Here is a 25785-nt window from a genome sequence, read left to right as displayed (position 1 = left end):
GCGTGGTTCGGGGACGGGCGGGCGACGCGGGTCAACCGACGTCGGTGCCGATGACGGGCCGGAGCAGGTGTTTGCGCAACTTGCCGTTGGCACCGCGCGGCAGCTCAGGCACGACGGCGACCATGCGGGGCACCTTGTAACGCGCGAGCCGGTCGGCGAGATAGCCCTCCAGGACGCGGGCAGGGTCCTCCTGGCGGGCGAGGTGGGAGTCGGCCCCCGCCTGGACGACGGCAGCGATGCATTCACCCCACTCCTCGTCGGGAACGCCGATGACGCCGACGTCCTCGACGTCGGGATGCGACAGGATCGCGGCTTCCACCTCGGCGGGGTACACGTTGACGCCACCGGAGACGACCACCTCGGAGGAGCGGCCGAGCAGGTAGAGGTAACCCTCGTCGTCGAGGCGGCCGAGATCGCCGACGGTCACGAAGTCCCCGACGCGGCCGGCATCGGTCTTGTCCGGATCGCCGCGGTACTCGAAGGCGAGGGCCCCCATCCGGAGGTAGACCGCACCGGATCCCCCGACGGACACCTCCTCACCGAGCGGGTCGAGGATGCGCACCTCGGCACCGGGCTGAGGACGGCCAACGCTACCCGGCCGCTCGAGCCACTCCGGGGTGGAGATCACCGTGCCGGCGGCCTCGGTGGCGCCGTAGTACTCCCACACGACGGGACCGAACAGGTCGATGGTCCCGCGCTTGGTCTCGTCCGCGCAGGGCCCCGCGCCATGGATCAGATTGCGCATGCTGCTCAGGTCGTGCGCCGTGCGCTCCTGCCCGGGCAGACGCAGGATGCGGTGGAGCTGGGTGGGGACCATGTGGGTGGTGGTCACCCGTTCACGCTCGACGAGCCGCAGCACCTCCGCGGCGTCGAAGCGCTCCATCAGCACCAGCGCGTGACCGAAGTGCAGCGAGGTGACCGCGAGACCGCTGACCGCGGTGTGACTCAGCGGCGAGGTGACCAGGTGGACGCCACCGTCACGTGGCGTGACACCGAACATCCCGAGCTGCCACTGGGCACCGGCGCCGAACAGGTCGTCGGGGTCGCCCTCGGGCCGAGGGCGGAGCACGCCCTTGGGACGCCCGGTGGTGCCGGAGGTGTAGCCGAGGTAGGCCCCGGGGCTGCGGTCGGGCACCGGCCCGTCATCCTCCCGGGAGGCGAGCGCGTACAGGTCCGCGAACCGCTCGTGCGCGCCGAGCGCGAAGAGCCGACCGAGTGGATAGTCGGCCTGTTCGGCTGCAGCGGCGAGGAGGTCGACATGGCGCAGCGACGCGAGGGCGACCACCGGTGCGGCATCGCCGAGGATGTGTGCCACCTCGCCCGTGGTCAGCGCCGTGTTGACCGGCACGTAGTAGGCACCGACCTGCTGGCAGGCCAGCACCACCGCCAGCGCACCCGTCTCGTTGGCCACGACACCGACGACCCGATCGCCACGGTGCAGCCCTTGTGAACGCAACAGGCGGGCGACCCGGTTGGCCTCCGCCAGCAGCTCTCCGCGACTGGTGCGTGTGCCGTCGGGTGCGACCACGGCGCACGCGGCTGGTTCCTCGGCCGCGAGCCGCCAGAACCCGAGGTCTCCCATCACTCCTCCTCACCGATGCGGGCGAGCAGGTCCCGTGCGAGGGTGCGACGGTGCGCGGCGGGGGTGCCGTGGGCCGCGGTCAGGCTCATCGTCCGCTTGAGCCAGACGTGGAGGTGGTGCTCCCAGGTGAAGCCAATCCCTCCGTGCAACTGCAGGGCCTCCACGTTCGCTCGGTCTGCTGCCTGTCCAGCGTAGGCCTTCGCCGACGCCGCGCGCCGGGCGCGATCGTGGGCATCCTCGGCCCCGAACGCACCGAGCGCGGCGGCCTCGGCCATGTCGACGCCGACGGCGACATCAGCGATCTTGTGCTTGACGGCCTGGAACGACCCGACGGGGCGACCGAACTGGTGACGGTCGGCGACGTACTCGACGGTGAGGTCGAGCAGGCGGCGGGCGGCACCGGCGAGCTGGCAGGCCGCACCGGCCACCGCGAGGTCCCGGACGTGTGCGGCGACGTCGGGCGAGGTGCCCAGCAGATCGCCCGCGCCGTGGGGGATGACGGCGGCGACGGGGCGGAGCGGGTCGACACCGGCCGCGGGGACGACCTCCAACTGGTCGGCGGCGTACGCCGTGACCGCACCGTCGGGTGCGACGTCGAGGACGAGGTGGGCGTCAGCGGCGAAGGCCACGTGACGGTCGGCGTCCCCGAAACGCACGGTGGCCAGTAGCGAGCCCTCCGCGATGCCGCCGAGTCGGGCATCGGCGTCGGGATGGTCGGGGAAGGCCGCCAGCAGCGTCACAGCGAGAACGGCTGTCTCCAGCAGCGGTTCGGGCAACGCGTGGTATCCGGTGGCGTGCAGGACGCCGGGCAGGTGGGCCGGCTCGAGCCCGGCACCGCCGAACTCGGCGGGCACCAGCGCGGACACCAGGCCGGTCTCGGCCAGGCGCCACCACAGGGCGGGCGCGTGGGCGCCGCCGGCCTCGAGTCGGTCGCGCAGATGCGCGACGTCGCAGTGGCGGGCCAGCAGATCACCGGTCACCTGCTCGAGCTCGCCGCGGTCGATGTCCAGGGTCTCAGTCACGATCTCCGGGGCTCCATGGGTAGTCCGAGCACGCGCTCGCTGATGATGTTGCGCTGGATCTCCGAGGTGCCGCCGAAGATCATGGCCGCGCGGGCGTACCAGTAGCGGTGGTGCCAGTCGCGCCATGCGTCGGCGGTCACGGCATCCACGCCCGCCAGCCCGGCGAGGTCACCGACAACGGCACCGTCCTCGGCCATCAGCCGCAGGCCGGTGGCGAAGATGTCGTGCTGCATCTCGGTCCAATAGAGCTTGTTGATGCTCGCAGTGCTGTCCAGATTGCCGCCGGCCTCGGCCAGGGCGGCCAGTCGGTAGACGTTGGCCCGGTAGACCTCGGTCTCCACCAGGACGCGGCCGAGCTCGTCCAGGGCAAGGCTGTCCTCGGCGAGTCCGCGGACCGCGACGAGACCGGCCAGGGCCGCGACGTCGTTGGAGAACTTGGCGTGATCACCGAAGACGGCGCCACGCTCGAACCCGAGCGTGGACATCGCGACCTTCCATCCCTGGTCCACCTCGCCCACGACATTCTCGACGGGCACGTGCACGTCGGTGAAGAACACCTCGGCGAAACCTTCGGTGCCGTCGACCATCGCCAGCGGGCGGACCTCGACGCCGGGAGTGCGCAGGTCAATGCACAGGAAGGTGATGCCGGCGTGCTTGCGCTCCTTGGCCGCGTCGGGATCGGTGCGCACGAGCGCGAAGATCCAGTCGGCGAAGCCACCCATCGAGGTCCAGATCTTCTGCCCGTTGACCACGTAGTGGTCCCCGTCGCGCACCGCGCGGGTGCGCAGCGAGGCGAGGTCGGAGCCGGACCCCGGCTCGGAGAAGCCCTGGCACCAGATGGTCCGGCACGAGAGCAGGTCGGGGATCCAGCGGCGACGCTGCTCCTCGGTGCCGTACTGCATCAGCACGGGTCCGAGGAGATAGAGCCCACCCATGTTGACCCGTTCGGGCGCGCGGGCGCGGTAGTACTCCTCGGCGAAGGCGATGGTGTGCTGCAGCCCGGCGCCGCGACCGCCGTACTCCTCGGGCCAGTCCACCGCCGCGTAGCCGCCCTCGAACAGGGTCCGCTCCCAGGTGCGGTGCTGGTCGAACCCGGCCTGGTCGGTCCACGAGGGCAACGGCTCGGCCGGTACGTGCTCGGCGAGCCAGGCCCGGACCTCGGCGCGGAACTCTGCAACGGAAATCATGGTCATGCCACCAGGCCCAGAGTCGTCGCGAGCTCCTCCATGGTGCCCACGTAGCCGTCGTCGGTCATGCGCAGCGAGATGTTGACGCCGTCGGCGCCCAGTTCGGCGTAACGGTGCACGATCTCGGGGATGTCGGCGATCTCACCAACCGCGCGGAAACCGGCGACCACGTGGACCTCGTCGCGTGTCCGTCCGGCGTCGGTGAGCTGCTGGTCCAGCGAGCCGAGCTTCTCGGCGAACTCCGAGACCGTCAGGTTCCACGGGTACCAGCCGGTGGCGACCGTCGCTGCGCGCCGGATCGCGGCCGGCGAGTGACCGCCGACCAGCATCCTCGGCGGTGCGACGTCCGGCAGCGGCGGGCTGTCGGGGTCACGCCCGGACCACGCGGCGTCGAGCTGGTGGAGCAGTTCTTCGCAGCGCCGGCCGCGGGTGCGGAACTCGGACTCACACGCCGCGAACTCCTCGGCCGACCACCCAACACCGATCCCCAGGTCGAAACGTCCGCCGGTGAGGGCGGACACGGTCGCGACCTCCCGGGCGAACAGCCGAGGGTTGCGCAGCGGCAACAACAACACCGAGCTGCCGATCCGCAACCGGGTGGTGGCGCCGCACAGTTCCACGGCTGCCTGGGTGATGTCGAGCAGGCCCTGGTCATCGGCGACCTCGACGCGCGCCTTCCCGTCCACCGTCTTGTTGTGCTGTTCTTTGACGTCCGGGTCGGTCGCCGACGGGGCCTGCGGGTAGGGGTAGGTCGAGGTGTACTCGTCGAAGAACACGACGTGCTCGGGCAACCAGATGCCGTCGACCCCGCAGCGTTCGGCGGTGCGGGCGAAGGTCGCCATGAACTCGGTGTCCCGCGTGGCGCTCCCGTCGAAGAGGTCGACGAGGCCGATCTCGACACGGCCGCGGAGGCCGTGGACGCCGACGCGGTCGGTGCTGCTCATGCGTGCTGTCCTTCCACGAGGGCGGTGATCTCGGCCGGGTCGGGCACGTGCTCGAACACCGCCACCAACTCGCTCACGCCCGCACGGTCCGCGGCATCGCAGACCTCCGGGAAGCGGTCGGCGTCGACGAACCAGGTGCATTGCAGCGCCTCGGCGCCGGGGCCGTGCGCCGCGGCGACCTGGTCGGCGGCGGTGGCAAGACCCGCTGCGTCGCCGTGCCAGTGGAGCCACCCGTCGGGTGCGCCGGCCGTCGCGATGACGCCGGCGAGCCGGTCAGTGTCGGTGGGCCGCACGTGCCAGCGCAGGCCACGTCCGGGCGGCTTGGGCAGGGCGATGGCGCCGTCGAAGGCGACCGAGCTCCCGGCGTACGACGCGCGGTCCTCGGACCACAGCGCGCGCATGGCCAGCAGTCGGTCGGTCACGAGTGCGTCACCCGAGGCAGCTGCGACATCGGGCAGGGCGAGCGTGTCCGGGGCGTCATCGAGGTCCAGGCCGATCTCGAGGCGGCCGCCGGCAAACCAGGCCAGCGTCGCGAGCTGCTTGGCCCGCAGCGCTGCACCACGGGCGGCGACGAGGTCGCCGGACAGGGCCACGCGTAGCGATGCGGTCGCACGGGCGACGCGCTGCAGGCACAGCGTTGGGTCGTGGCTCCGGCCGGCGGCGATCTCCCGGTCACCCAGGGCCCACCAGGTGCGGAGCCCGTGTCTTTCCGCGGCCGCTGCCGCGGCACTGATGGCCTCGGCCAGGGGCCGCTCGTGGGCCACGAAGGCGCAGGCGATGCCGGTGTCCATACGGTCCTCTCAGGTCACTTGCGCGGGGGTGACCCCGGCCGGTTGGGGCCGGCCGGGGTCGCCTGGGGAGCTCGGGCGGACCTCAGCCCGTCCACTCCTCGAGCTCGCCGTCCTCGGTCCACTCGAGGTAGGTGCCCGGCTCGGAGAGCGTGGCCTGTCCCTCGACGTAGGTGATCTCGCCGTAGACCGAGTCCTGGGTGTCGATCCCCGACAACGCGCTGCCGACGTCGACCGGATCCCCGCTGTCCGCCTCCTTGATGCCCATCGCGAGGAACCACATCGACGTGTAGCCCTGGGCCGCGAAGATGTCGGGGTCCTCGTCGTACTTCTCGCGGTACGCCTCGATGAAGGTCGCGGCCTCCTCGTTGTCGCTGAACTCCGCGTGGAAAGGCGCGGCGAAGAGGGTGCCGGCCAGTCCCTTGGCCGAGGTCTTGAACAGTTCGGCGCTGTCGATGCCGTAGCTGCTCATCAGGCGCTTGTCGTAGCCGCGCTCCCGGAGAGCGCGCGCCATCAGGGCCGACGGCGTGCCGAGCGTGCTGAGCACGACCGCGTCGGGATCGATCGAGGCGATCTCCGTGGCGGGACCGGTGAAGTTGGTGTCGGTGGAGTTGGTGCTCACGGTCTTGACCACTTCGGCACCGTTGCGCTCCAGGCCGGCCTTCCAGACCTCGCCGTCGGCGACCATCGCGTCGTTGTCGCCGTTGACCACGATGACAACGGTCTCGATGTCCTCGGCCGGGACCACGGTGTCGATGAACTGGTCGTAGATCCCGCCCTCGGCCGAGGGGAGGATGTGCGGCCGGAAGAGGTGCGGCGGCTCGGTGATGTCGGCCAGGATCGCGGAGGTGACGATGCCCGGCACCTGGTCCTGCGTCATCACGGGGGCCAGCGCACCGGCCTCGGCGGAGAGTCCGCAGCACAGCACACCCGATGCGCCGTCGGCGGCGAACTGCTTGTAGAGCGCGATGGCCTGGGCCGGGTCGCTCTTCACGTCCTCCATCTCGAGCTCGACGGTCTTGCCCTCGCCGAGGAAGCCGGAATCGTTGATCTCCTCGGCGGCCAACTCGGCCCCCTGGGTGATCGGGACGCCTGCGAAGGCGGCCGGGCCGGACAGGAGGGCCGGGAATCCGACGAGGTAGCTGTCATCGTCCGCACTGGCGTCACTGGTGCAGCCCGAGAGCACGACCGCGAGGGTCGCGACGACAGAGGCGACGACGGTCCGGCCGCGAGGCCGGTGGGTGATGGTGATCGACACGATCGCCCCTTTCGGTTGGTCAAGCAAATGCTTGATTGAAGTAAAGCAAGCACTTGATATTTGCACAGTGACCGCGGTCACGCAAGCACTTCGTCCAACAAAATCGACGAGCGGCGGGCGGAACGACGCGCACCGCAGCCGCGTCAGGGCCGCAGCACCGCTCGCCCGCGGTCGAGGACCGGCTGGCCGTCGGCGTTGAGGGTCTGGAACCGCACCTCGGTGCCGCCCTCGTCGACCCACGCGCGGATCGTCAGCGCGTCGCCCGGCAGGACCGGTCGGGTGAACCGCCCCGTCATCGAGGCGAGGCGCCCGGCGTCACCGTCCACCAGTTCGTTGACCAGGATCCGCGCGGTGTAGCCGTAGGTGCACATGCCGTGCAGGATCGGGCGCTCGAATCCACCGCGCGCCGCGAACACCGGGTCGGAGTGCAGCGGATTGCGGTCCCCGGTCAACCGGTAGAGCAGGGCCTGCTCGGGCCGCGTGGCCACCGTGACGTCGAGATCGGCGGGGCGGTCGGGCTGCTCCCAGGCCGCGTTCTCGCCGCGCTCACCACCGAAGCCGCCGCCACCGCCGATGAAGGCGCCGGTGCGCGACCGAGCGAGCGAGTCACCCGTGGCGGCATCGACCAGCGTGGTCTCGGTCCACACGATGGCGCCGGCACCCTTGTCCCATGCCTCCGTCACGGTGGTCGTGGCCGTGGCCTCCCCGGCCGGGGGGATGGGGCCGTCGAGGTACATCTCCTGTTCGGCGTGGACGGCCCGCGTGGGGTCGTAGTCGCCGATGTCGGGCATCCCGCTGCCGAACCCCAGGACCACGGCGAAGCTGGGCACGACCTGCTGGGGCACGCCGTCGGTGTTCTCGGTAGTGAAGGCGAGCTCGGTCAGCGGGTCCTGCTGGCCGGCACCCACGGCGAGGGCGTAGTGCAGCGAGTCCTTGTCGGTCCACTGCACGGACCACGGACCGACGGTGGTGCCGACACAGGTGGGGTCGATGGGCATGGAGTACCTCCTTGACTGGGCACCGTGCGGTGCGTGGGGGCGGCCGCGATCGCGGCCGCGTCAGTTCGACAACCGGGTCCGCGGACCCGCGGTCAGCACGCGCGAGGGCAACTCGCGCCCGACGAGGCGCTGGGCGATCGCCGCGACCTCGAGCAGTCGGTCGAGGTCGACGCCGGTCTCGACGCCGTACTCCTCGAGCAGGTACACCGCCTCCTCGGTGGCAATGTTGCCACTCGCACCGGGCGCGTAGGGGCAGCCGCCGAGCCCACCCACGCTGGCGTCGAACCGGTCGACGCCGAGCTCCAGCGCCGCCGCCAGGTTGGCCATCCCGGTTCCGCGGGTGTCGTGCAGGTGCAGCGACAGCACGGCGTCGGCACGGGCGTCGCGGAAGCTGCCGACCAAGCGGCGCACGCGGGGCGGTGACCCCATGCCGGTCGTGTCCCCGAAGCAGACGCTGTCCGCGCCGAGGTCCACCGCCCGTACGGCGTACGCGACGACCTGGTCCGTGGGCAGCTCACCCTCGTAGGGGCAGCCGAACGCGGTCGCCACGATCACTTGGCACCGCACCCCGGCGTCGTGCGCGAGGGCCACGACTTCGCCGATCCCGTCCAGCGACTCCTCCGGCGTACGCCGGATGTTGCGCAGGTTGTGGGTCCGGGAGGCGGAGACGACGACCTCGATGTCGGTGAAGCCATCAGAGATCGCCCGTTGCGCACCGACCAAGTTGGGAACCAGCGCGGAGTAGGTGATCTCGGGTCGCTGTCGCACGCCGGCCCAGACCTCGGCCGCGTCCGCCATCTGGGGGATCGCCCGGGGGTGCACGTAGGACACCGTCTCGATCTCGAGGAGGCCGGTCGTGGCGAGCTCCTCGACCAGCGTCACCTTGTCGGCGGTGGCGACCGGCGGCTCGTTCTGCAGCCCGTCCCGGGGACCGACCTCGCGGAGGACGACTCGTGACGGGACGTCGCTCATCCCAGCCCCCGGGCCGTCGCGACCACCCGCCGGTGTGTCGACGGCGTGCCGTAGAGCCCGCGGCAGGCCATCACGCGACGGAAGTGGTGGGAGAGCTCGTGCTCCCAGGTGAACCCGATGCCGCCGTGCACCTGGATCGCCTCCCGGAGCACGTGGGTCGTCGCGTCGCCGGCCACGGCCGCAGCTGCCGAGGTCGCCTCTCGCCAGTCGGGGGTGTCGCCCTCGAGCAGGTGCAGCGCCTCCCGGACGGCGCTGCGTGCCAACTCCAGCTCGGCGTACATGCCGACGAGATTGTGCTTCACGGCCTGGAAGGAGCCGATCGCGCGGCCGAACTGCTCTCGGGTCGCGGCGTACTCCAGGGCGAGGTTCAGGGCGCGTTCGGCCGCGCCGACGGAGTCGGCCGCTGTGAGCAGCGCCCCCACTGTCCACGCGTCGGCCACCGCCGGCGCGACCCCATCACCACGCGCGACTTCCCGCGCGGGCGCTCCGGACAACTGGATCCGGGCGAGGCCCCGCCCCGGGTCCACCGCGTCCTGCGCCGTGACGTTGCCGTCGTCGAGCACAGCGGCGACCAGCACGGGCTCACCACTGTGCTGCGCGAGAAGCAGCACCTCTGCCGCATGGGTGCCGCCGTCGACGCCGCAGCGCGTGGCGGTCACCGCACCGTCGGCGTACGCCGCCTCGCTGGCGAGGCTCTCTCCTGCGGCGTCCTCGTGACAGGCGACGACCACGACGCGGCCCTGTTCGGCGATCGCCCGCTGCAGGCCGGCGGCGTCGTCGGGGTCCAGGGTCCGCAGCAGGTGGGCCGCGACGCCGGCAGTCGGCACCAGCGGCCCGGACCAGCCGTGGCGGCCCGCTTCGAGGACGGCGGCCCCCAGCTCCAGGAACCCGGCGCCCTGCCCACCGTGCGACTCCGGCACCAGCAGGCCGGCAAGCCCCACTTCGGTCGCCATGCCCGGCCAGGCGGCGGGCAGGTGCGGCCCGTTCGCGCGACTCTGTTCGACGGGGCTGCGCTGGTCGAGGTAGCGCGCGACCACCGGACCGAGGTCGTCGCTCAACACCAGGGGGTCGATCACGGCAACTCCTTCAATCAAGCGCTTGCTGTAACACTGGGAACGCGAGCCCGCCGCACCAAGGCGGGCGGGTTCAGTGGATCAGTCGGTGCGGAGGCCGTCGAGCAGGATCGAGGTCTGCACCGCGATCACCTCGTCGGCGCTGACCTCGCCGTCCGGATCGAACCACCGGATCACGGCCTGGATGGCTCCCATGATCGTGCGGTAGACCATGCGGACGTTGATGTCGGAGCGGAACACTCCCTCGTCGACGCCACGCTGGATGGTCTCGAGCCAGGTGCGCTCGACCTCGGTCATGCTCTGGGCGACCGTGCTGAGGTCGCGGACGTAGTGCCAGTCGTTCTGCAGGATGGTGACCTCAGCGCGGTGCTGGACCAGTCCGCGCAGGGCCTGCGCGATGAGCTCGCGGAGCGCATCGACGGCGTCCTCGTTGTCCTCGGCGGCGTGTCGGTAAGCACTCGCGGCCAGCTCGAGGTAGCCGGTCAGCACCTCCTCGACCATCGCCTCCTTGGAGTCGAAGTAGTAGTAGAGACTGCCCGAGAGCATGCTCGCCTCGTCGGCGATGTCGCGCACCGTGGCGAGCGAGAAGCCCTTCTCCGAGAAGACCTTGGCCGCCGCGCTCACGATCAGTTCCTTGCGCGCCAGGCCCGTCGGGGACCCGGTGGTGCGGCGTCTCGTGGTGCTCACTTGTTTCCCGTTCCCTGGAGCTGACATTGGCTGACATGGTGGCACAGGGGCCACCTTGTTCCGCGGCACGCGACCTGGGGCGCCGACGCGCCGCAGAACCCGTTCATGCGGCCGGCGGTCGCGACGACACGATCGTGACGGCGCTGACGAGGTCTCCGGGGCTGCCGCCCTGGTTCTGCACCAGGCCGAAGCCCGGCGTCTCGACCTGGCGGTCGCCGGCTTCGCCGCGGAACTGCAACCACATCTCATACAGCATCCGCAGGCCGCTGGCGCCGATCGGGTGGCCGAAGCTCTTCAGCCCGCCGTCGATGTTGACGGGGAGGGCGCCGCCGCGGTCGTACCGCCCGGCGACCACGTCGCGCCAGGCCTCGCCGGGAGCGGAGAAGCCGAGCTCCTCCATCAGCACCATCTCGGTCGGGGTGAAGCAGTCATGCACCTCGGCGACCGAGATCTCCGTCGCCGGATCGGTGATCCCGGCCTGGCGATAGGCCTGCTGTGCCGACACGCGCGACTCGGCGAGGTCGGAGTAGTCGTAGTCACTGTCATTGCGTCCGGTGCCGGAGCCGGCGTTCACCGACAGCGCGTGGACGTAGAGCGGCCGGTCGGTGTACTTCAACGCATCCTCGGCGCGCACGATGATCGCCGCGGCACCACCGTCGGCGACACCGGAACAGTCGAACACGCTCAGGTTGCCCGCCAACGTCGGAGCACCGGCGATGACCTCCTTGGACATCTCCTTGCGGAACTGCGCCCGGGGGTTGAGGGCGCCGTTGGCGTGGTTCTTCCAGGCGATGTGGGTCATCGCCTCCTTGACCTGGTCCTCGGTGACGCCGTAGCGACGTGCGTAGGCGGGGACGATCATCGAGTACATCGCCGGGGCACTGAGCACCGGCGGCGTCCCGTCGTTGGGCACGCTGGGAATCTCCAGGCCCGAGTAGCCCTGGTCCTTCAGCTTCTCGCCCCCGACGGCCATGACCACGTCATAGGCGCCCGACGAGACCGCATAGCAGGCGTTGCGGAACGCCTCGGAACCGGTGGCGCACATGTTCTCGACCCGGGTGGCCGGCTTGTGCTCGATGCCCAGTGGGCGGGTCAGAGTGAGCCCCGAGACGCCCGAGATCATCGATCCCAACCAGAACGCGTCGACGTCGTCGAGTGCGAGTCCGTCGACGTCGTCCACGGCGCCGTGGGTGGCCTCGATGAGCAGGTCGTCGACCGAGAGGTCCCAGTGCTCACCGAACCTGGTGCAGGCCATGCCGACGATCGCGACCGGCGTACGCAGCGCATGCGTGCCCATCAGCGGTCCTCCTCCCGGTGCGGACGCACCTTCCAGATGTAGTTGCGCACCCCGTTGCCCGCGACGCTGGCGAGGCGGAACGTGGGCACGACCCGGTCGCCGATCGCGACGGGCTGGTCGACGGCGTCGGCCATCTCGAACTCGAAGCGGCCACCACCCTCGAAGTCGACCGCGACCACCTTCGCCGGCAACTGGATCGACTCCGAGAGCCAGTCGTCGGTGAAGGTCGCCACGGTGGCGGGGACGTCGACCATCGGCTCGGCCGAGAGCGCGTCACGTTCCCCGCAGCGCAGGCACACCCGGCGCGGGGGCAGGTTGCGGTAGCCGCACTCGTCACAGCGAGCGGCGATGAAGCCGAACTTCCACCCGCTCGTACGCCGCGAGGCGGGCGGCACGGGCGGCTTCACCGCGGGGCGGCGCGCCGGCTCGCGCGGCAGCAGGCCGCGCCAACTGAGGAAGTCGGCGTAGGAGACCGGTGCGGTCGTGCCGGCGGTCAGTGCCTCCAGCCCCGCCCCGCCGGGGCGGTGGGCATCGGTCATGCGGAACACGAAGGCGTCCGCGCCGTCCGCGACGCCGACGGCGAGGACCAGGTCGCCCGGGGCGGCGGACTCGAAGGCCGCGACCAGCCCCACCCCCAGGTCGGCCGTGCCGGCGTATCCGAGCGTGGCAACCGCGGGCAGGTCGAGCTGCTCGGGAGCGAATCCCTTGGTCAGGACGCTGCGCGCCTTGGCGTGGGGAGTGCTGATCACGACGCGCTGGAGGTCCTCGCGCTTGAGGTCGCAGCGACCGAGCACGTCGTCGACGACGCGTTGACCGAGCGGGACGTACTCCTCGACGCCGAAGCGGTCCTCCCACGTGTAGGTGCGGTCCGCGCCGGGCTCGCGCCACCGCTCGAGGAACTCGGTGGTGAGGGCGGCGGACCCGACCAGTTCCGCAACGGGGGCGCTTCCGACCGTGAAAGCGGCCGCAGCGTCACAGCCCCCCGCCTCGTCGGCGGATCCGGGCAGCGCGTAGCGCAGGTCGGCGGCCACCGCGACTCCGCCACCCTCGGCCAGCACCGCGCGCAGCGCACCGGCGCCACCACGCAGCGCCCCGGCGAGATCGTGGGCCGGGGCATGGGACCCGCAGCCGCCCGCGACGGCCACCGTGACCGCGTTGGACTTCTCGAGGTATGCCGGACGGGAGGTGGCGAACCACAGCGCCCCCTCGACCTCCGCGACACCGCGCAGGCGGCGTACGGCCGCGACGGCCAGCGTGGTGCTGTCCTCGTCGTGCGAGGCGACCGGACGGGCGCCCTTGCCGCGACCGACACCCAACGTGGTCGCGATCTCCGCACGGTCCAGCCGTCCGATCGGTACCTGGACGGCATAGGACTCGATGCCGGTCACGGGGCCTCCGTTCCGTCCTGCGATCGCCGCAGGAACATTTCAATCAAGCACTTGCTTTGCTAATGTAGACGAGGCCAGCCAACCGCCGCAACCGTCGCGATCGGCGACGAGGCCCCGCGGCAGCCGGCACGGACACAGGAGGGTCATGACCCAGCAGTCAGGCGCACCCGGGCTCGAGGACTTCCGAGCAGAGGCGGCCGCAGCGCTGTCCGCCTTCGCCCCGCGGCGCAACGAGGACCGAGCCCAGTGGGGTGTGGGCGATGACCGGGTCTCGGTCGTCGCCGAGCGCTCCGAGGGCGAGGCCGAGGAACTCGCGGCCCTGCGCCGCTACCGCGCTCACCTGGTCGAGCACGACCTGGGCTGGGTCGACGGCCCGGCCGAGTTCGGCGGCCGCGGCCTCCCCGCGGCGTACGCCGCAGCGTTGCGGGAGGTGGAGTCGGCCCACGACCTGCCCGACGACGGCTACCTGCGCTTCAGCGTCTCCACGTTGACACCGACACTGCTCGCCCACGGCACACCCGAGCAGCAGCAGGCCTGGCTCCCCCGGCTCCGGTCGGCCGACTTGCTCGCCTGCCAGCTCTACTCCGAGCCCGGCGCCGGGTCCGACCTCGCCGGACTCTCGACCCGTGCGGTGCGTGACGGCAACGACTGGCGCCTGACGGGCCAGAAGGTGTGGAGTTCCGGTGCCCACTACAGCGACGTCGGGCTCTGCATCGCACGCACGGCGCCGGACCGGCCCAAGCACGCCGGACTGACCACGTTCTTGGTCGACCTGGACTCCCCCGGCATCGAGATCCGCCCGATCCGCCAGCTGACCGGCGGCGCCTCGTTCGACGAGGTCTTCCTCAACGACGTGGTCGTGCCGGACTCGCGCCGCATCGGCGAGGTCGACGACGGGTGGTCGGTCGTGGTCACCTCCCTGCTCAACGAGCGGTCCGCCATCGGCACCGAGGTCGGCGTCGACGAGGCGCTGGTCGAGCGACTGGTCGACCTGGCCCGCCATGCCGGCGACGGGCTCGACGAACGTGCCCGCGACGCGGTCGCCCGGGTCGCGGCCCGCGCATGGGCGGCGCGGCTCACGACCGCGCGCTTCCTCGAGGACGGCGGGGTACCCGGACCGGAGCTCGCACTCAGCAAGCTGATCGCCACCGACCTGTTCCGCGAGATGAGCGACACGGCCGCAGACCTGCTCGGCGCCGGCCACGTCGTCGACAGCGGCGACTGGGGCACCTACGCCTGGTCCGAGCTCACCCTGGGCCTGCCGGGGCTGCGGGTGGGCGGCGGCACTGACGAGATCCTCAAGAACACCGTGGGAGAGCGGGTTCTGAACCTACCGAAGGATGCGCGATGAAGATCGATATGGGAATGATCGGCGCCTCGGCCGCTGCGTGCGGCCCGGTCGCGGCGGCCGCCGAGGCCGACGGCTTCGACGGAGTCTGGGCCAGCGAGAGCGTCACCGACGCCTTCCTGCAGTCCCAGGCCGCCCTGATGGCGAGCAAGGACATCTCCGTCGGCACCGCGATCGCCGTGGCCTTCGCGCGCAACCCGATGTCCACGGCCTACCTCGCCTGGGACTTGGCGGCGATGTCCGGTGGCCGATTCGTGCTGGGACTGGGCAGCCAGATCAAGCCCCACATCGAGCGACGGTTCTCCATGCCCTGGAGCGCCCCCGTGGGCCGGATGCGGGACTACCTCCTGGCGCTCGACGCCATCTTCACCGCTTGGCGGGACGGTTCCCGTCTGGCCTACGAGGGCACCCACTACCAGCACACGCTGATGACACCGGTCTTCACGCCGCACCACCACGAGTACCGCATCCCGACCATGATCGCCGCGGTCGGCGCCAAGATGACCGAGCTCGGCGGGGAGCTCTGCGACGGCCTGCTGCTGCACGGCATGACCACCACCGCCTACCTCGACGAGGTCACGCTGCCGGCGCTGGAGAAGGGCCTCGCCGCCAGCGGCCGCAGTCGCCGTGACGTCGAGCTCTACTGCCCGCTGTTCCTGGTGATGGGCGACACCGAGGAGGAGATGGCCGAGAGCGCACGCAAGACACGTGAGCAGATCGCGTTCTACGCCTCGACGCCGGCCTACCGCGCCGTCCTCGACAGCGTGGGGTACGGCGACCTGCAGGTCGAGTTGCAGGACCTCTCCCGTGAGGGCAGGTGGGAGGAGATGGGGCAGCGCATCGACGACACGTTGTTGGGCGAGATCGCGCTCGTGGGCACCGCGGAGGAGATGCCGCACCTGGTGCGGGAGCGCTTCACCGGTCGCCTGGACCGGGTGTCTTCGTACTTCGCCTGGCCCGGGGGCGACCCTGACCGACTCCGGTCGGTCCTGGCCGACTTCGACGCCGGGGCCGCGCGATGAGCGCGCAGGACCGGGCCGCCGAGCTCGCAGCACGGGTCGACATCGCCGACACGGTGTACGCCTACAGCCGTGGCATCGACCGGTGTGACTTCGCACTGCTGGCGGACCTGTTCACCGAGGACGCGACCTTCGACTACGGACACGGCAACGTGACGCGCGGCCGGGACGCGCTGGGCGAGCTCTTCCGTGGTGCGACCGGCCGCTACACCGCGACGAACCACCACTGCTCGACGATCAACTACCTCCGGCTCGACGCGGGACGAGCCGAGACGATCACCTACGTCTACGCCTTCCACGAGAACAGCGAGACGGACCTGCAGCTCCACGTGTGGGGCAACTACGAGGACGTGCTGGTCGACGAAGGTGACCGGTGGCGCATCGCGGAGCGGCGGGTGCGCATCGCGGGAGTACGGACCACCGGCGGCGAGCCGCTGCCGGAACGGTTCGAGCGCTACGCGCGCGGCTGAACCGGACGGCGTACGCCGCGACTCAGGCGTGGTGGGCCAGACCACCGTCGACGGCGATCGTCTGCCCGGTGACGTAGGACGCGGCCGGTGAGCAGAGGAACGCGACGAGCGCGGCGGCCTCCTCGGGCGTGCCGAAGCGCCCGGCAGGGACATGGGCGGCGGCGTAGTCCTCCTGCGCGTGGTCGCTGGGGAAGTGGCGCCGTAGCTGCTCGCTGTCGATGCGGCCCGGCGCGACACAGTTGACGGTGACGCCGGTCGTCGCGACCTCGCGGGAGAATGCCTTGGACCACAGGCGGCACGCGGCGATGGCGGCCTGGGCAGCCGAGATGCCCCGCGGTTCGAGGAGCCCGACGAGGTTCACGACCCGCCCTCGGCCACTGGCCTCAAGTTCGGGACGCAGTGCCTCGGCGAGCTCGCGCTTGACGTGGAAGTTGAGCTCGAAGGATCGACGCCACGCGGCGGCGTCGAGTTCGGCGCCCGGCGGGTCAGCCTGACCTGCGTTGTTGACCAGGACGTCGAGCCGGCCGAACTCGTCGCGCACGACCCCGGCGACGGTGGCGGCCGCACCGGCGTCGGTGAGGTCACGACCGAGTACGACGGGACGGTCCGCCCCCGTCGCTGCGATCTCCTCGGCCACGGTCCGCAGCTGCCCCTCCCGTCGCGCGACCAGCAGGACGCGTGCGCCCCGCCCGGCGAGCTCGGCGGCCACGGCTCGACCGATCCCGGTGCCGGCACCGGTCACGACGGCCGCTGTCCCTGCGAGGTCACGTTCCACGTCCACCCTCCTTTGTAAAGCAAACGCTTGATAGTCTAGCGCCATGAGCGAGCCCGGAACCCACGCTGGCCTCGTCGCGCACCTGCGCGGGTTCCTCGATGCCTTCGCCGACGCCGTCCCCGCGTCCGCGACACGCGCCGAACTGGAAAGGGACCTCGAGGCCTGGACCGAGCGCCTGAGGGCCGACCGTGTCGAGGAGTCCGGCCGCGACTACGGGCACCGCCCCGACCTCCCGTCGGCTGGACAGGCCACGACTCCCCACTACGAGGTGCTGGCCCACGCACCGCCGGACCAGCTCGCCGGCACGACTCAGTTCAGCTCGTTCTTTCTCGGCGGTCGCGGCGTCGCACACGGGGGCACCATCCCGCTGCTCTTCGACGAGCTCTTCGGGCGCTTGGCCAACGCCCCGGGCATGCCGGCGGCGCGGACGGCATACCTCACCACGCAGTACCTGTCCGTGGTCCGCGTGGGCGTTCCCCTCACGTTCGCCGCCAGGACCGACCGCGTCGAGGGACGCAAGCGCTTCCTCCGCGCCGAACTCCGCGACGGGGAGGTCCTGTGCGCCGAGGGCGAGGCCCTCTTCGTGACACTGCGGGACGGTCAGCCGTAGACGGCACGGAGTGCGTCGATCAGTCGACAGCGAGGCCGGCCCGCACGACCTCGCAGTAGAAGTCGATGCCGGGGCCGAGGACGTCGTCGTAGAAGACGTAGTCGTGGCTGTGCAGCGGAACGCCCCCGAGGTCGGGCGCGACGCCGTTGCCGAGGAAGGCCAGGCAGGCGGGGACGTGGTCGGCGAGGATGCCGAAGTCCTCGCTGGCCATGATGGGCCGGGCGGCGGCGACTCGGTCCTCCCCGAGCGCCCGGGCTGCCGCATCGGTCGCGATGCGCGCGCACGCGGGATCGTTGACCGTGGGCGCGAACTCGTGGGTGTAGGACACCTCGACGCGGGCACCGTGGGCCTCCGCGACGCCGTGGCTGACCTCGCGGATGCGCTGCTCGAGCAGGGCCTGCGTGGCGGGGTCGAAGCTGCGGGTGTCGCCGGTGATCGTGGCGTGGGTCGGGATCGCGTTGCGGGCACCGTCGGTGGTGAGGTCGGTGCAGGACACCACCGCGGTGTGGAACGGGTCGACGTTGCGCGCGACCACGGACTGCAGCGCCAGCACGATCTCGGCGGCGACCACCAACGGGTCAACGACCAGGTGCGGCGCCGAGGCGTGGCCGCCGCGTCCGGCGATCGCGATCGTGAAGTCGTCCTCGCTCGCCATGGCCGGACCCGCCGCGACGTGGAGGTGGCCGGCGGGCAGCCCGGGGATGTTGTGGATCCCGAAGAGCCGGTCGACACCGAACCGCTCGAACAGCCCGTCGTCGACCATCGCCAGCGCTCCACGACCGGGCTCCTCCGCGGGCTGGAGGATCGCGTGGAGAGTGCCGTCGAACCCCTCCTCGGCGAGTAAGGCCGCAGCCCCCAGCAGCATCGCCAGGTGGCCGTCGTGGCCGCAGGCGTGCATCACACCGGGACGCGTCGAGGCATACGGCACGCCGCTCTCCTCGGTGATCGGCAGCGCGTCGAGATCCGAGCGCAGGCCCACGCTGCGCGACGACGTCCCCCGGGTCAGCGACGCGACGAGTCCGGTGCCGCCGATGCCGGCCGTGACGGCGTACCCGAGGTCGGTGAGGACGCGCGCGGCGTAGGCGGCGGTCTCGTGCTCGGCGAAGGCCGTCTCGGGGATCCGGTGCAGGTCGTGGCGCCAACCCCGCACCCGGGCGAGGAGGTCGGCGCGGTGCGCTGCCTCAGTCACGGGGGTTCGCCTCCGTGCTCAGCAGCACGACGACCGCGTCGGCCGGCAGGCCGAGCGCGGCGCGGCGCTCGGGATCGCCGAGGGCAGCGCGTACGCCGGCCAGGGTCGCCGCGCCGCTCGGCCCCGACGACAGCCCCAGGGCGCCGAGATCCGTCACGGCCCGGTCGGCCTCGGCATCGGTCACCGCGACCGCGGCGTCGCAGCCGTCGCGCAGCACCGGCCAGGCCGCACTGGACACGGTGCCGCAGTTGAGTCCGGCCATGATGGTCGCGCCGGTGGGGACCGCGACGGGCTCGCCGGCCGCGAGGCTCGCCACGACGCAGGCGGCGGTGTCCGGCTCGACCGAGAGCACGCTCGGGTGGGCCGCACCGGGGCGGCGGTGGTGGCGCACGACGGCCTCGGCGAGGGAGCCGACGCCGGTCGGCACCGCGACGAGGTCCGGCGACGTGCCCACCTCCTCGTCGATCTCCTCCAGCAGCGTGCGGTAGCCGTCGACGATCCACGCCGGGACCTCGGTGTAGCCCTCCCACGCCGTGTCCTGCACGAGGGCACGGTCCCCCGCCTCGTCGGCGTACGCCGCGGCGGCGCGCACCGCGTCGTCGTAGGCGACCTCGAGTCGGACCACCCGGGCCCCCTCGGACTCGATGGCCGCAGCGGTCTCGGGCAGCATCACCTCGGGCACGAACACCGTCGCCGCGACCTCGAAGTGGCGCGCCATCCGAGCGACGGCGCGGCCGTGGTTGCCGTCGGTCGCGGTGACCAGCTCGGCACCGGGCCGGTGCGCCAGCACCTGCCGGCACGCCCAGGACGCCCCCAGCACCTTGAACGCGGGCAGGCCGAGGCGCTGCGACTCGTCCTTGGCCAGCACCCGGGCCACCCCGAGCTCCTCGGCGAGGGAGGGCAGCTCGACCAGCGGCGTGACGGCGTACCCGGGCAACGAGCGGTGGAACTCCCGCGCGCCCCCACCGGTGACCGGCGTGGTCCATGTGCGGGCGGCGGGGTTGCTGAACCAGGTCGTCACCGGCCCATCGTCCCCGTGCCGGACGGTGTGGTCCAGCGCCCCCGCCGGGCGGACGCCCTACAGGCCCGCGCCGGGGTTGAGGATGCCCTGCGGGTCCAGGGCGTCCTTGATCCGGTGGTTGAGCGCGAGCGCGTCCGGGCCGAGGTAGGCCCCGACCCACGGCTGCTTGAGCCGGCCGACCCCGTGCTCGCCGGTGATGGTGCCGCCCAGCCGCATGGCCAGCTCCATGACCTCGCCGTAGGCCCGCTGGGCCCGGGCGGCCATGTCCTCGTCGGCCGGGTCGAAGACGATCAGCGGGTGGGTGTTGCCGTCGCCGGCGTGGGCGACCACCGCGATGGTCACCTCGCGGGCCCGGGCGATCTCCTCGATCCCGTCGACCAGTGCGCCCAACTGCGGCAGCGGGACGCCGACGTCCTCCAGCAGCAACGTGCCGGTGCGCTCCACGGCCGGGATCGCCTGGCGCCGGGCGACGACGAACGCCTCTCCCTCGTCGGGGTCGTCGGTGGAGAAGACCTCGGTGGCCCGGTGCTCCTCACACAGCGACGCGATCGTCGCGCACTCCGCCGCGGCGTGGCCGGCGGGCTCGTCGGACTGGATGACCAGCATCGCCGCGGCCTCGCGGTCGAGCCCCATCCGGGTCATGTCCTCGACCGCGTTGATCGTCGGGCGGTCCATGAACTCCAGCATCGAGGGCCGCATCTGCCGGGTGATGGCCAGCACGGTGTCGGTGGCGTCGTCGAGGGTGGCGAAGGTGGCGACGAGCGTGGCGGGTGGGCGCTGTGCCGGCACCAGGCGCAGCACGATCTCGGTGACGATGCCCAAGGTGCCCTCGGAGCCGACGAAGAGCTTGGTCAGCGACAGCCCCGCGACGTCCTTGATCCGCGGTCCACCCAGCTCGACGGCGGTCCCGTCGGCGAGCACCACGGTGAGCCCCATGACGTAGTCGGTGGTGACGCCGTACTTCACGCAGCACAGGCCGCCGGCGTTGGTGGCGATGTTGCCGCCGATGGAGCAGAACTCGTACGACGAGGGGTCGGGCGGGTACCAGAGCCCGTGCTCGGCGGCGGCCGCCTTGACCTCGGCGTTCATCAGCCCGGGCTGGACGACCGCGGTCTGGGTCACCGGGTCGACCCGGACCTCCCGCATCCGTTCGGTGCACACGACGAGGCAGTCGGTGACCGCGGCGGCGCCGCCGGAGAGCCCCGAGCCGGCGCCGCGGGGGATCACGGGGACGTCGTGGGCCGCGGCGAACCGCACGGCGGCCTGCACGTCCCCGGTCGAGCGGGCTCGTACGACGGCCAGCGGCGTGCCGGCGCCGGTGTCGCCCGCCCGGTCGTGGCGGTACTTCTCGGTGCGTTGGGGGTCGGTCACGACGACGTCGTCGCCGAGCTCGGCCACCAGGTCGTGGATGTCGGTCATGGGCGGACCCCTCCTTCGATGGGCGTCGTGCCGGCGCTGTTCACGCCGAGGCCTCGGCCGCGATCGCCGCAGCTGCCGCCTGCAGCGGCGCCACGGCGCGTGCGACCAGGTCGTCGGTGACGCGGGCCCGGGGCCCGGAGACCGACACCGCCAGCGGCGGGACCGCGCCGAGCACGGGCACGGCGACACAGCGGACGCCGACCTCCTGCTCCTCCTCGTCCACGGCGTACCCGCGGCGGGCCACGGCGCTGAGCTCGGCGGCCATGGCGTCCGGGTCGGTGATGGTGCACCCGGTCGCCGGCGGCATGCCGGTGCGGTCGAGCAGGGACCGCGCGGCACGCTCGCCGAGCTGGGCGAGCATCGCCTTGCCCACGCCCGTGCTGTGGGCCGGCACCCGGCTGCCGACCTCGGTGAAGGTGCGCATGGACTGGAAGGAGGGCACGTGGGCCAGGTAGACGACCTGGTCGTTCTCCAGCGCAGCCAGGTTGACCGACTCCCCGAGGTCGGCCATCACCTCCTCCAGCAGCGGGCGGCTCCACGCGGCGAGCCCGGAGGTGGCGCGTTCGCCGAGACGGATCAGCGCGTGCCCGAGCGCATAGGTGCGGTTGCCGTCCTGCCGCACGTAGCCCAGGTCGACCAGCGTGCGCAGCAGGCGGTGGATCGTCCCGGGCGAGAGGCCACTGACCCCGGCGAGGTCGGTGACGCCCATCGGGCGGTCCCGGGCGGCCAGCACCTGGAGCAACTCGAAGGCCCGTTCGACCGACTGCACGCCCCCGGCCCGGGTCGTCGTCACGTCCTCGGTCATGCCGCTGCTCCTCGGTGTTGCCTGCTCCTCGGTGTCCGCTATCCTTCGACTATACAGAAAACGTATTCCACGATACGGAATCTGAAGGAGTCAGCATGGATCGCATCACCGTGGGGGGCCTCGACGTCGCCCCCGCCCTGCACGCCTTCGTCCGCGACGAGGCACTGCCCGGGTCCGGGATCGACGAGGACATGTTCTGGAGCGGGGTCGAGCAGCTGCTGGCCGACTTCACCCCACGCAACCGCGCCCTGCTCGCCCGCCGCGACGAGATCCAGCAGCACCTCGACGACTGGCACGCCGAGCACCCCGGCCCGGTCCGCGACCGGGCGGAGTACCTGCGGATGCTGCGCGAGCTCGGCTACCTCGCCGACGAGCCCGAGGACTTCACCATCACCACCGCGGACGTCGACGACGAGGTGGCGCGCCAGGCCGGCCCCCAGCTCGTCGTGCCCGTGCTCAACGCGCGCTTCGCGGCCAACGCCGCCAACGCCCGGTGGGGTTCGCTCTACGACGCCTTCTACGGCACCGACGTGCTGCCCGAGGACGACGGCCAGGAGCGCGGGACGTCGTACAACCCGCGCCGCGGCGCGGCGGTGATCGCCCGGGCGCGTGCCTTCCTCGACGAGCACTTCCCACTCGCCGGGGGCAGCCACGCCGACGCGACGGCGTACGCCGTCGAGGGCGGCAGCCTCACGGTCCACCTCGAGGGCTCGTCCGCGCCGGTCGGGCTCGCCGAGCCGGGGCAGTACCTCGGTCACCGCGGCGACCCGGCGGCACCGGAAGCGGTCCTGCTGCGCCACCACGGGCTGCACGTGGAGATCCAGGTCGACCCCGCCGACACGATCGGACGCGACGACGCCGCCGGCGTCAAGGACGTGCTCGTGGAGTCGGCGGTGTCGACGATCATGGACCTCGAGGACTCCGTCGCCGCCGTCGACGCCGAGGACAAGGTGGTCGGCTACCGCAACTGGCTCCGGCTCAACGAGGGCACGCTCACCGCCGAGGTGGGCAGCGGCGACTCCGCCTGGACCCGCCGCCTCGCCCCCGACCGGACCTACGAGGGACCCGACGGAGCCTTCGAGCTGCCGGGCCGCTCGCTGATGTTCGTGCGCCAGGTGGGCCACCTGATGACCACCGACGCGATCCTGGTCGGCGGCGAGGAGGTGCCCGAGGGCATCCTCGACGCGGTCATGACGGCGCTGTGCAGCCTGGTCGACATCCAGGGACGCAGTGCGCTGCGCAACTCCCGCACCGGCTCGATGTACGCGGTGAAGCCGAAGATGCACGGCCCCGACGAGGTCGCCTTCACCGACGACCTCTTCGCCGCCGTCGAGCGGCTGCTGGGACTGGCCACCGGCACCATCAAGCTCGGCATCATGGACGAGGAGCGCCGCACCTCGGCCAACCTCAAGGCCTGCATCCACGCCGCACGCGGCCGGGTCGCGTTCATCAACACCGGCTTCCTGGACCGCACCGGCGACGAGCTGCACACCTCGATGCGCGGCGGCCCGATGGTCCGCAAGGGCGAGATGAAGTCCACGGCCTGGATCGCGGCGTACGAGGACCAGAACGTCGACGTCGGCCTCGCGTGCGGGCTGCGCGGGCGGGCCCAGATCGGCAAGGGCATGTGGCCACGGCCCGACGACATGGCCGCGATGCTGGAGCAGAAGGTGGGCCACCCGCAGTCCGGCGCGACGTGCGCCTGGGTGCCGTCACCGACCGCAGCCACGCTGCACGCGCTGCACTACCACCAGGTCGACGTCGCGGCTCGGCAGGAGGAGCTGGCCGGACAGCACCGCACGACGCTGGAGGACCTGCTGACGGTCCCGTTCGCCGACGCCGACACGGTCGCCTCCTGGAGCGAGCAGGACCGCATCGCCGAGCTCGAGAACAACCTCCAGAGCACGCTGGGCTACGTGAAGCGCTGGGTCGACGACGGCGTCGGCTGCTCGAAGGTGCCCGACATCCACGGCGTGAACCTCATGGAGGACCGTGCCACCTGCCGCATCTCGGCCCAGCACGTCACCAACTGGCTGCACCACGGCGTCGTCACCGCCGAGGAGGTGGACGCCGCGCTGCGACGGATGGCGGAGGTCGTGGACGAGCAGAACGCCGGCGAGGGGTACCAGCCGATGGGGCCCTCCTACGACGGCGAGGCCTTCAACGCCGTGCGGGACCTGGTCTTCGACGGCCTCGCCCAGCCGGCGGGCTACACCGAGCCGGTCCTGCACCGGCGCCGCCGGGCCCTGAAGGCCCTCGAGTCCGGACAGTCAGCCCCAGCATGACCACCAGCGCAGTCGCACCCGAACGGAGTCACCGCATGAGCATCGACCTCGCCACCGCCCGCACGATCGTCGCCGGCGCGTTCAGCGCCGCCGAGGAGGCGTCGTACAAGCCACTGACCGTCGTCGTGCTGGACGCCGGAGGCCACGTCGTGGCCGTCGAGCGCCAGGACGGTTCGTCGAACAAGCGGTTCGAGATCGCCCACGGCAAGGCGTACGGCGCCCTCTCCCTCGGCGTCGGGTCGCGCGCGCTGATGAACCGCGCGGAGCAGCAGCCCTACTTCATCGCCGCCGCGACCAACGCGGTGGGCGCACTCGTCCCCGTCCCGGGCGGCGTCCTCGTCAAGGACGACGGGGGGACGCTGCTCGGTGCGGTCGGCATCTCCGGCGACACCTCCGACAGCGACGAGGCCGCCGCGCTGGCCGGTGTCGAGGCAGCGGGCCTGGTGGCCCAGCCCGACTGAGCCACCGCGGCTTGGCGGGACGGGGCAAGGTGAGGGGATGAACGGCGCGCGCTTCCCCTTCCACTTCGCCACGGCGTACCGGCTGCCGGCCCTGGCCTTCGGCATCACACCCAGGACGGCCTGGGTCGACCTCACCGACGAGGACCTGCGAGTGCGGTACGGCCCGTGGTCGCTGCGCACCACCCGGGACAACGTCGCGAGCTTGCAGCGCACCGGAGGCTTCGCGTTCGTCAAGACCGCCGGGCCACCCCACCTCTCCTTCGCCGACCGCGGGATCAGCTTCACCACCAACGGCGAGGACGCCGTGTGCGTGAGCTTCCAAGAGCCGGTGCCGGGGATCGACCCGACGGGGCGGATCCGGCACCCGGGCGCGACGCTGACCGTCGCCGACGTCCCCGGCCTGATGGCAGCCCTCGCCGGGTAGGTCCGCCCCGAGGACGATCACCTCGGGCGGACCCGGGGGTCAGCGGACCCGGTCCCGCAGGAAGGTCGTCGCGCGGCCCCACGCCTCGGCGGCCTTGTCGGCGTCGTAGGTGCCGATGAGGTCCTCGTCGTTGAAGAAGGCGTGCCCGGCGTCGTACTCGAAGAACTCCGTGGTCGCGCCATCGCGAGACTCGAGCCGCCGGAAGGCGTCGCGGGCGTCGGCGATGGGGAGCATCTCGTCCTCGCGGGCGTAGTGCCCCTGCACGTCGGCAGTGATCTGCTCGAGGTCGACGCCCTGCGGGAAGCCGTAGAAGGGCACGGCCGCCGAGACGCGGTCACCGGCCTGCTGCGCGAGGGAGAGCACGAAGCCACCACCCATGCAGAACCCGATCGCCCCCACCGACGAGGAGGTCGTCTCCTCCAGCCCGGTGAGGTAGTCGATCGCTCCGGAGAGGATCTTCGACGCGGCGTTGGCGTCCAGGTCCTGCATCATCTGGGCCGCCTCGTCGCCGTCATGGGTGACGCGGTTGCCGTAGAGGTCCGGGGCGAGCGCGACGAAACCCTCACCGGCGAGCCGCTTGGTCACGTCGGCGATGTGGGTGGTCAGCCCCCACCACTCCTGGATGACGATGACGCCCGGGCCACTCCCGCCGGCGGGCTTCTCCAGGTAGCCGAAGGCGGTGGTGCCGTTCGACTGGAACTCCACGTTGTGCTCGGACTGGGCCTCGGACACGGCAGCCTCCCGTTGTCAGTGCTCTCGTTGA

At 71.8% G+C, this 25785-nt stretch carries 25 protein-coding genes; 7 read left to right on the top strand and 18 right to left on the bottom strand.

What is annotated here, in order from left to right; all coding sequences use genetic code 11:
- Window positions 1-31 precede the first annotated feature (31 nt).
- From KUV85_RS14980 to KUV85_RS14925, 12 genes are all read right to left on the bottom strand, one after another.
- Window positions 32-1582 carry an AMP-binding protein gene (locus KUV85_RS14980; protein ID WP_219960694.1) on the bottom strand — a complete coding sequence of 517 codons (1551 nt, stop codon included), beginning with the start codon at window positions 1580-1582 and terminating at the stop codon, window positions 32-34.
- On the bottom strand, window positions 1582-2604 hold the full coding sequence (locus KUV85_RS14975) for an acyl-CoA dehydrogenase family protein (protein WP_219960693.1): 1023 nt from the start codon (window positions 2602-2604) through the stop codon (window positions 1582-1584). Before KUV85_RS14975 ends, KUV85_RS14980 begins: the two co-directional genes overlap by 1 nt.
- Window positions 2601-3797 carry an acyl-CoA dehydrogenase family protein gene (locus KUV85_RS14970; protein ID WP_219960692.1) on the bottom strand — a complete coding sequence of 399 codons (1197 nt, stop codon included), beginning with the start codon at window positions 3795-3797 and terminating at the stop codon, window positions 2601-2603. The genes KUV85_RS14975 and KUV85_RS14970 overlap by 4 nt, the downstream gene beginning before the upstream one ends.
- Complete coding sequence (locus tag KUV85_RS14965) at window positions 3794-4735, bottom strand: LLM class flavin-dependent oxidoreductase (RefSeq protein ID WP_219960691.1); 942 nt, start codon at window positions 4733-4735, stop codon at window positions 3794-3796. The genes KUV85_RS14970 and KUV85_RS14965 overlap by 4 nt, the downstream gene beginning before the upstream one ends.
- Entirely contained in the window at window positions 4732-5526 is a 795-nt protein-coding gene (locus KUV85_RS14960; RefSeq protein ID WP_219960690.1) for an LLM class flavin-dependent oxidoreductase, read from the bottom strand. The genes KUV85_RS14965 and KUV85_RS14960 overlap by 4 nt, the downstream gene beginning before the upstream one ends.
- An 82-nt stretch (window positions 5527-5608) precedes the next feature.
- Entirely contained in the window at window positions 5609-6781 is a 1173-nt protein-coding gene (locus tag KUV85_RS14955; RefSeq protein ID WP_219960689.1) for an ABC transporter substrate-binding protein, read from the bottom strand.
- 143 nt (window positions 6782-6924) lie between these two features.
- Window positions 6925-7779: a MaoC family dehydratase gene (locus KUV85_RS14950; RefSeq protein WP_219960688.1), complete on the bottom strand. Its 855-nt coding sequence runs from the start codon at window positions 7777-7779 to the stop codon at window positions 6925-6927.
- A 60-nt stretch (window positions 7780-7839) separates the two neighbouring features.
- Window positions 7840-8751 carry a hydroxymethylglutaryl-CoA lyase gene (locus KUV85_RS14945; protein ID WP_219960687.1) on the bottom strand — a complete coding sequence of 304 codons (912 nt, stop codon included), beginning with the start codon at window positions 8749-8751 and terminating at the stop codon, window positions 7840-7842.
- The gene (locus KUV85_RS14940) at window positions 8748-9827 is read right to left on the bottom strand and encodes an acyl-CoA dehydrogenase family protein (protein ID WP_219960686.1); all 1080 of its coding nucleotides are present in this window, start codon (window positions 9825-9827) and stop codon (window positions 8748-8750) included. Before KUV85_RS14940 ends, KUV85_RS14945 begins: the two co-directional genes overlap by 4 nt.
- 78 nt (window positions 9828-9905) lie before the next feature.
- On the bottom strand, window positions 9906-10511 hold the full coding sequence (locus tag KUV85_RS14935; protein WP_219960685.1) for a TetR/AcrR family transcriptional regulator: 606 nt from the start codon (window positions 10509-10511) through the stop codon (window positions 9906-9908).
- 103 nt (window positions 10512-10614) lie between these two features.
- A complete protein-coding gene (locus KUV85_RS14930; RefSeq protein ID WP_219960684.1) occupies window positions 10615-11808 on the bottom strand; it encodes an acetyl-CoA acetyltransferase in 1194 nt (397 codons plus the stop codon).
- The gene (locus KUV85_RS14925; RefSeq protein ID WP_219960683.1) at window positions 11808-13196 is read right to left on the bottom strand and encodes a zinc ribbon domain-containing protein; all 1389 of its coding nucleotides are present in this window, start codon (window positions 13194-13196) and stop codon (window positions 11808-11810) included. Before KUV85_RS14925 ends, KUV85_RS14930 begins: the two co-directional genes overlap by 1 nt.
- A gap of 145 nt (window positions 13197-13341) precedes the next feature.
- On the opposite strand from KUV85_RS14925, the gene KUV85_RS14920 reads away from it, so the two are divergent.
- The 3 genes from KUV85_RS14920 to KUV85_RS14910 are packed head-to-tail and all read left to right on the top strand — an operon-like array spanning window position 13342 to window position 16033.
- On the top strand, window positions 13342-14547 hold the full coding sequence (locus KUV85_RS14920; protein ID WP_219960682.1) for an acyl-CoA dehydrogenase family protein: 1206 nt from the start codon (window positions 13342-13344) through the stop codon (window positions 14545-14547).
- Entirely contained in the window at window positions 14544-15566 is a 1023-nt protein-coding gene (locus tag KUV85_RS14915) for a TIGR03617 family F420-dependent LLM class oxidoreductase (protein ID WP_219960681.1), read from the top strand. The genes KUV85_RS14920 and KUV85_RS14915 overlap by 4 nt, the downstream gene beginning before the upstream one ends.
- Window positions 15563-16033, top strand: coding sequence for a nuclear transport factor 2 family protein (locus KUV85_RS14910; RefSeq protein WP_219960680.1), 471 nt, complete (start codon window positions 15563-15565; stop codon window positions 16031-16033). Before KUV85_RS14915 ends, KUV85_RS14910 begins: the two co-directional genes overlap by 4 nt.
- 22 nt (window positions 16034-16055) lie before the next feature.
- On the opposite strand, the gene KUV85_RS14905 is transcribed toward KUV85_RS14910, so the two are convergent.
- Entirely contained in the window at window positions 16056-16808 is a 753-nt protein-coding gene (locus tag KUV85_RS14905; protein ID WP_219960679.1) for an SDR family NAD(P)-dependent oxidoreductase, read from the bottom strand.
- Window positions 16809-16851: 43 nt separating this feature from the next.
- On the opposite strand from KUV85_RS14905, the gene KUV85_RS14900 reads away from it, so the two are divergent.
- Complete coding sequence (locus tag KUV85_RS14900; protein WP_219960678.1) at window positions 16852-17418, top strand: PaaI family thioesterase; 567 nt, start codon at window positions 16852-16854, stop codon at window positions 17416-17418.
- 19 nt (window positions 17419-17437) lie between these two features.
- Here KUV85_RS14900 and KUV85_RS14895 read toward each other — a convergent pair whose 3' ends face one another.
- Genes KUV85_RS14895 through KUV85_RS14880 form a run of 4 tightly spaced genes read right to left on the bottom strand, consistent with a single transcriptional unit; the run spans window position 17438 to window position 21852 of the window.
- Window positions 17438-18607, bottom strand: a complete 1170-nt coding sequence (locus tag KUV85_RS14895) for an amidohydrolase (RefSeq protein ID WP_219960677.1) — start codon at window positions 18605-18607, stop codon at window positions 17438-17440.
- On the bottom strand, window positions 18600-19628 hold the full coding sequence (locus tag KUV85_RS14890; RefSeq protein WP_219960676.1) for a pyridoxal-phosphate dependent enzyme: 1029 nt from the start codon (window positions 19626-19628) through the stop codon (window positions 18600-18602). The genes KUV85_RS14895 and KUV85_RS14890 overlap by 8 nt, the downstream gene beginning before the upstream one ends.
- Before the next feature lie 57 nt (window positions 19629-19685).
- Complete coding sequence (locus tag KUV85_RS14885; protein ID WP_219960675.1) at window positions 19686-21047, bottom strand: FAD-binding oxidoreductase; 1362 nt, start codon at window positions 21045-21047, stop codon at window positions 19686-19688.
- Between the two features lie 40 nt (window positions 21048-21087).
- Window positions 21088-21852 (bottom strand): IclR family transcriptional regulator, encoded by a 765-nt coding sequence (locus tag KUV85_RS14880; RefSeq protein ID WP_219960674.1) that lies wholly within the window; start codon window positions 21850-21852, stop codon window positions 21088-21090.
- A gap of 95 nt (window positions 21853-21947) precedes the next feature.
- On the opposite strand from KUV85_RS14880, the gene KUV85_RS14875 reads away from it, so the two are divergent.
- Genes KUV85_RS14875 through KUV85_RS14865 form a run of 3 tightly spaced genes read left to right on the top strand, consistent with a single transcriptional unit; the run spans window position 21948 to window position 25022 of the window.
- Window positions 21948-24137, top strand: coding sequence for a malate synthase G (locus KUV85_RS14875; protein ID WP_219960673.1), 2190 nt, complete (start codon window positions 21948-21950; stop codon window positions 24135-24137).
- A 35-nt stretch (window positions 24138-24172) separates the two neighbouring features.
- Window positions 24173-24598 carry a GlcG/HbpS family heme-binding protein gene (locus KUV85_RS14870; protein WP_219960672.1) on the top strand — a complete coding sequence of 142 codons (426 nt, stop codon included), beginning with the start codon at window positions 24173-24175 and terminating at the stop codon, window positions 24596-24598.
- 37 nt (window positions 24599-24635) lie between these two features.
- Window positions 24636-25022, top strand: coding sequence for a hypothetical protein (locus KUV85_RS14865; protein WP_219960671.1), 387 nt, complete (start codon window positions 24636-24638; stop codon window positions 25020-25022).
- A gap of 39 nt (window positions 25023-25061) precedes the next feature.
- On the opposite strand, the gene KUV85_RS14860 is transcribed toward KUV85_RS14865, so the two are convergent.
- Window positions 25062-25754, bottom strand: a complete 693-nt coding sequence (locus KUV85_RS14860) for a dienelactone hydrolase family protein (RefSeq protein WP_219960670.1) — start codon at window positions 25752-25754, stop codon at window positions 25062-25064.
- Window positions 25755-25785 lie beyond the last annotated feature (31 nt).

Origin of the sequence: Nocardioides panacisoli, assembly GCF_019448235.1 — a bacterium.
GTDB classification, from domain to species: Bacteria; Actinomycetota; Actinomycetes; order Propionibacteriales; family Nocardioidaceae; genus Nocardioides; species Nocardioides panacisoli_A.
The sequence above is the reverse complement of the archived record's forward strand: the minus strand, read 5'-3'. Positions and strand labels throughout refer to the sequence as shown.

Coding starts and splice junctions, on each gene's coding strand:
- KUV85_RS14980 (WP_219960694.1), bottom strand. CDS start 1,582: ATGGGAGACCTCGGGTTCTGGCGGCTCGCGGCCGAGGAACCAGCCGCG.
- KUV85_RS14945 (WP_219960687.1), bottom strand. CDS start 8,751: ATGAGCGACGTCCCGTCACGAGTCGTCCTCCGCGAGGTCGGTCCCCGG.
- KUV85_RS14880 (WP_219960674.1), bottom strand. CDS start 21,852: ATGACCGAGGACGTGACGACGACCCGGGCCGGGGGCGTGCAGTCGGTC.
- KUV85_RS14870 (WP_219960672.1), top strand. CDS start 24,173: ATGAGCATCGACCTCGCCACCGCCCGCACGATCGTCGCCGGCGCGTTC.
- KUV85_RS14960 (WP_219960690.1), bottom strand. CDS start 5,526: ATGGACACCGGCATCGCCTGCGCCTTCGTGGCCCACGAGCGGCCCCTG.
- KUV85_RS14910 (WP_219960680.1), top strand. CDS start 15,563: ATGAGCGCGCAGGACCGGGCCGCCGAGCTCGCAGCACGGGTCGACATC.
- KUV85_RS14885 (WP_219960675.1), bottom strand. CDS start 21,047: ATGACCGACATCCACGACCTGGTGGCCGAGCTCGGCGACGACGTCGTC.
- KUV85_RS14900 (WP_219960678.1), top strand. CDS start 16,852: ATGAGCGAGCCCGGAACCCACGCTGGCCTCGTCGCGCACCTGCGCGGG.
- KUV85_RS14965 (WP_219960691.1), bottom strand. CDS start 4,735: ATGAGCAGCACCGACCGCGTCGGCGTCCACGGCCTCCGCGGCCGTGTC.
- KUV85_RS14920 (WP_219960682.1), top strand. CDS start 13,342: ATGACCCAGCAGTCAGGCGCACCCGGGCTCGAGGACTTCCGAGCAGAG.
- KUV85_RS14875 (WP_219960673.1), top strand. CDS start 21,948: ATGGATCGCATCACCGTGGGGGGCCTCGACGTCGCCCCCGCCCTGCAC.
- KUV85_RS14865 (WP_219960671.1), top strand. CDS start 24,636: ATGAACGGCGCGCGCTTCCCCTTCCACTTCGCCACGGCGTACCGGCTG.
- KUV85_RS14950 (WP_219960688.1), bottom strand. CDS start 7,779: ATGCCCATCGACCCCACCTGTGTCGGCACCACCGTCGGTCCGTGGTCC.
- KUV85_RS14970 (WP_219960692.1), bottom strand. CDS start 3,797: ATGACCATGATTTCCGTTGCAGAGTTCCGCGCCGAGGTCCGGGCCTGG.
- KUV85_RS14930 (WP_219960684.1), bottom strand. CDS start 11,808: ATGGGCACGCATGCGCTGCGTACGCCGGTCGCGATCGTCGGCATGGCC.
- KUV85_RS14915 (WP_219960681.1), top strand. CDS start 14,544: ATGAAGATCGATATGGGAATGATCGGCGCCTCGGCCGCTGCGTGCGGC.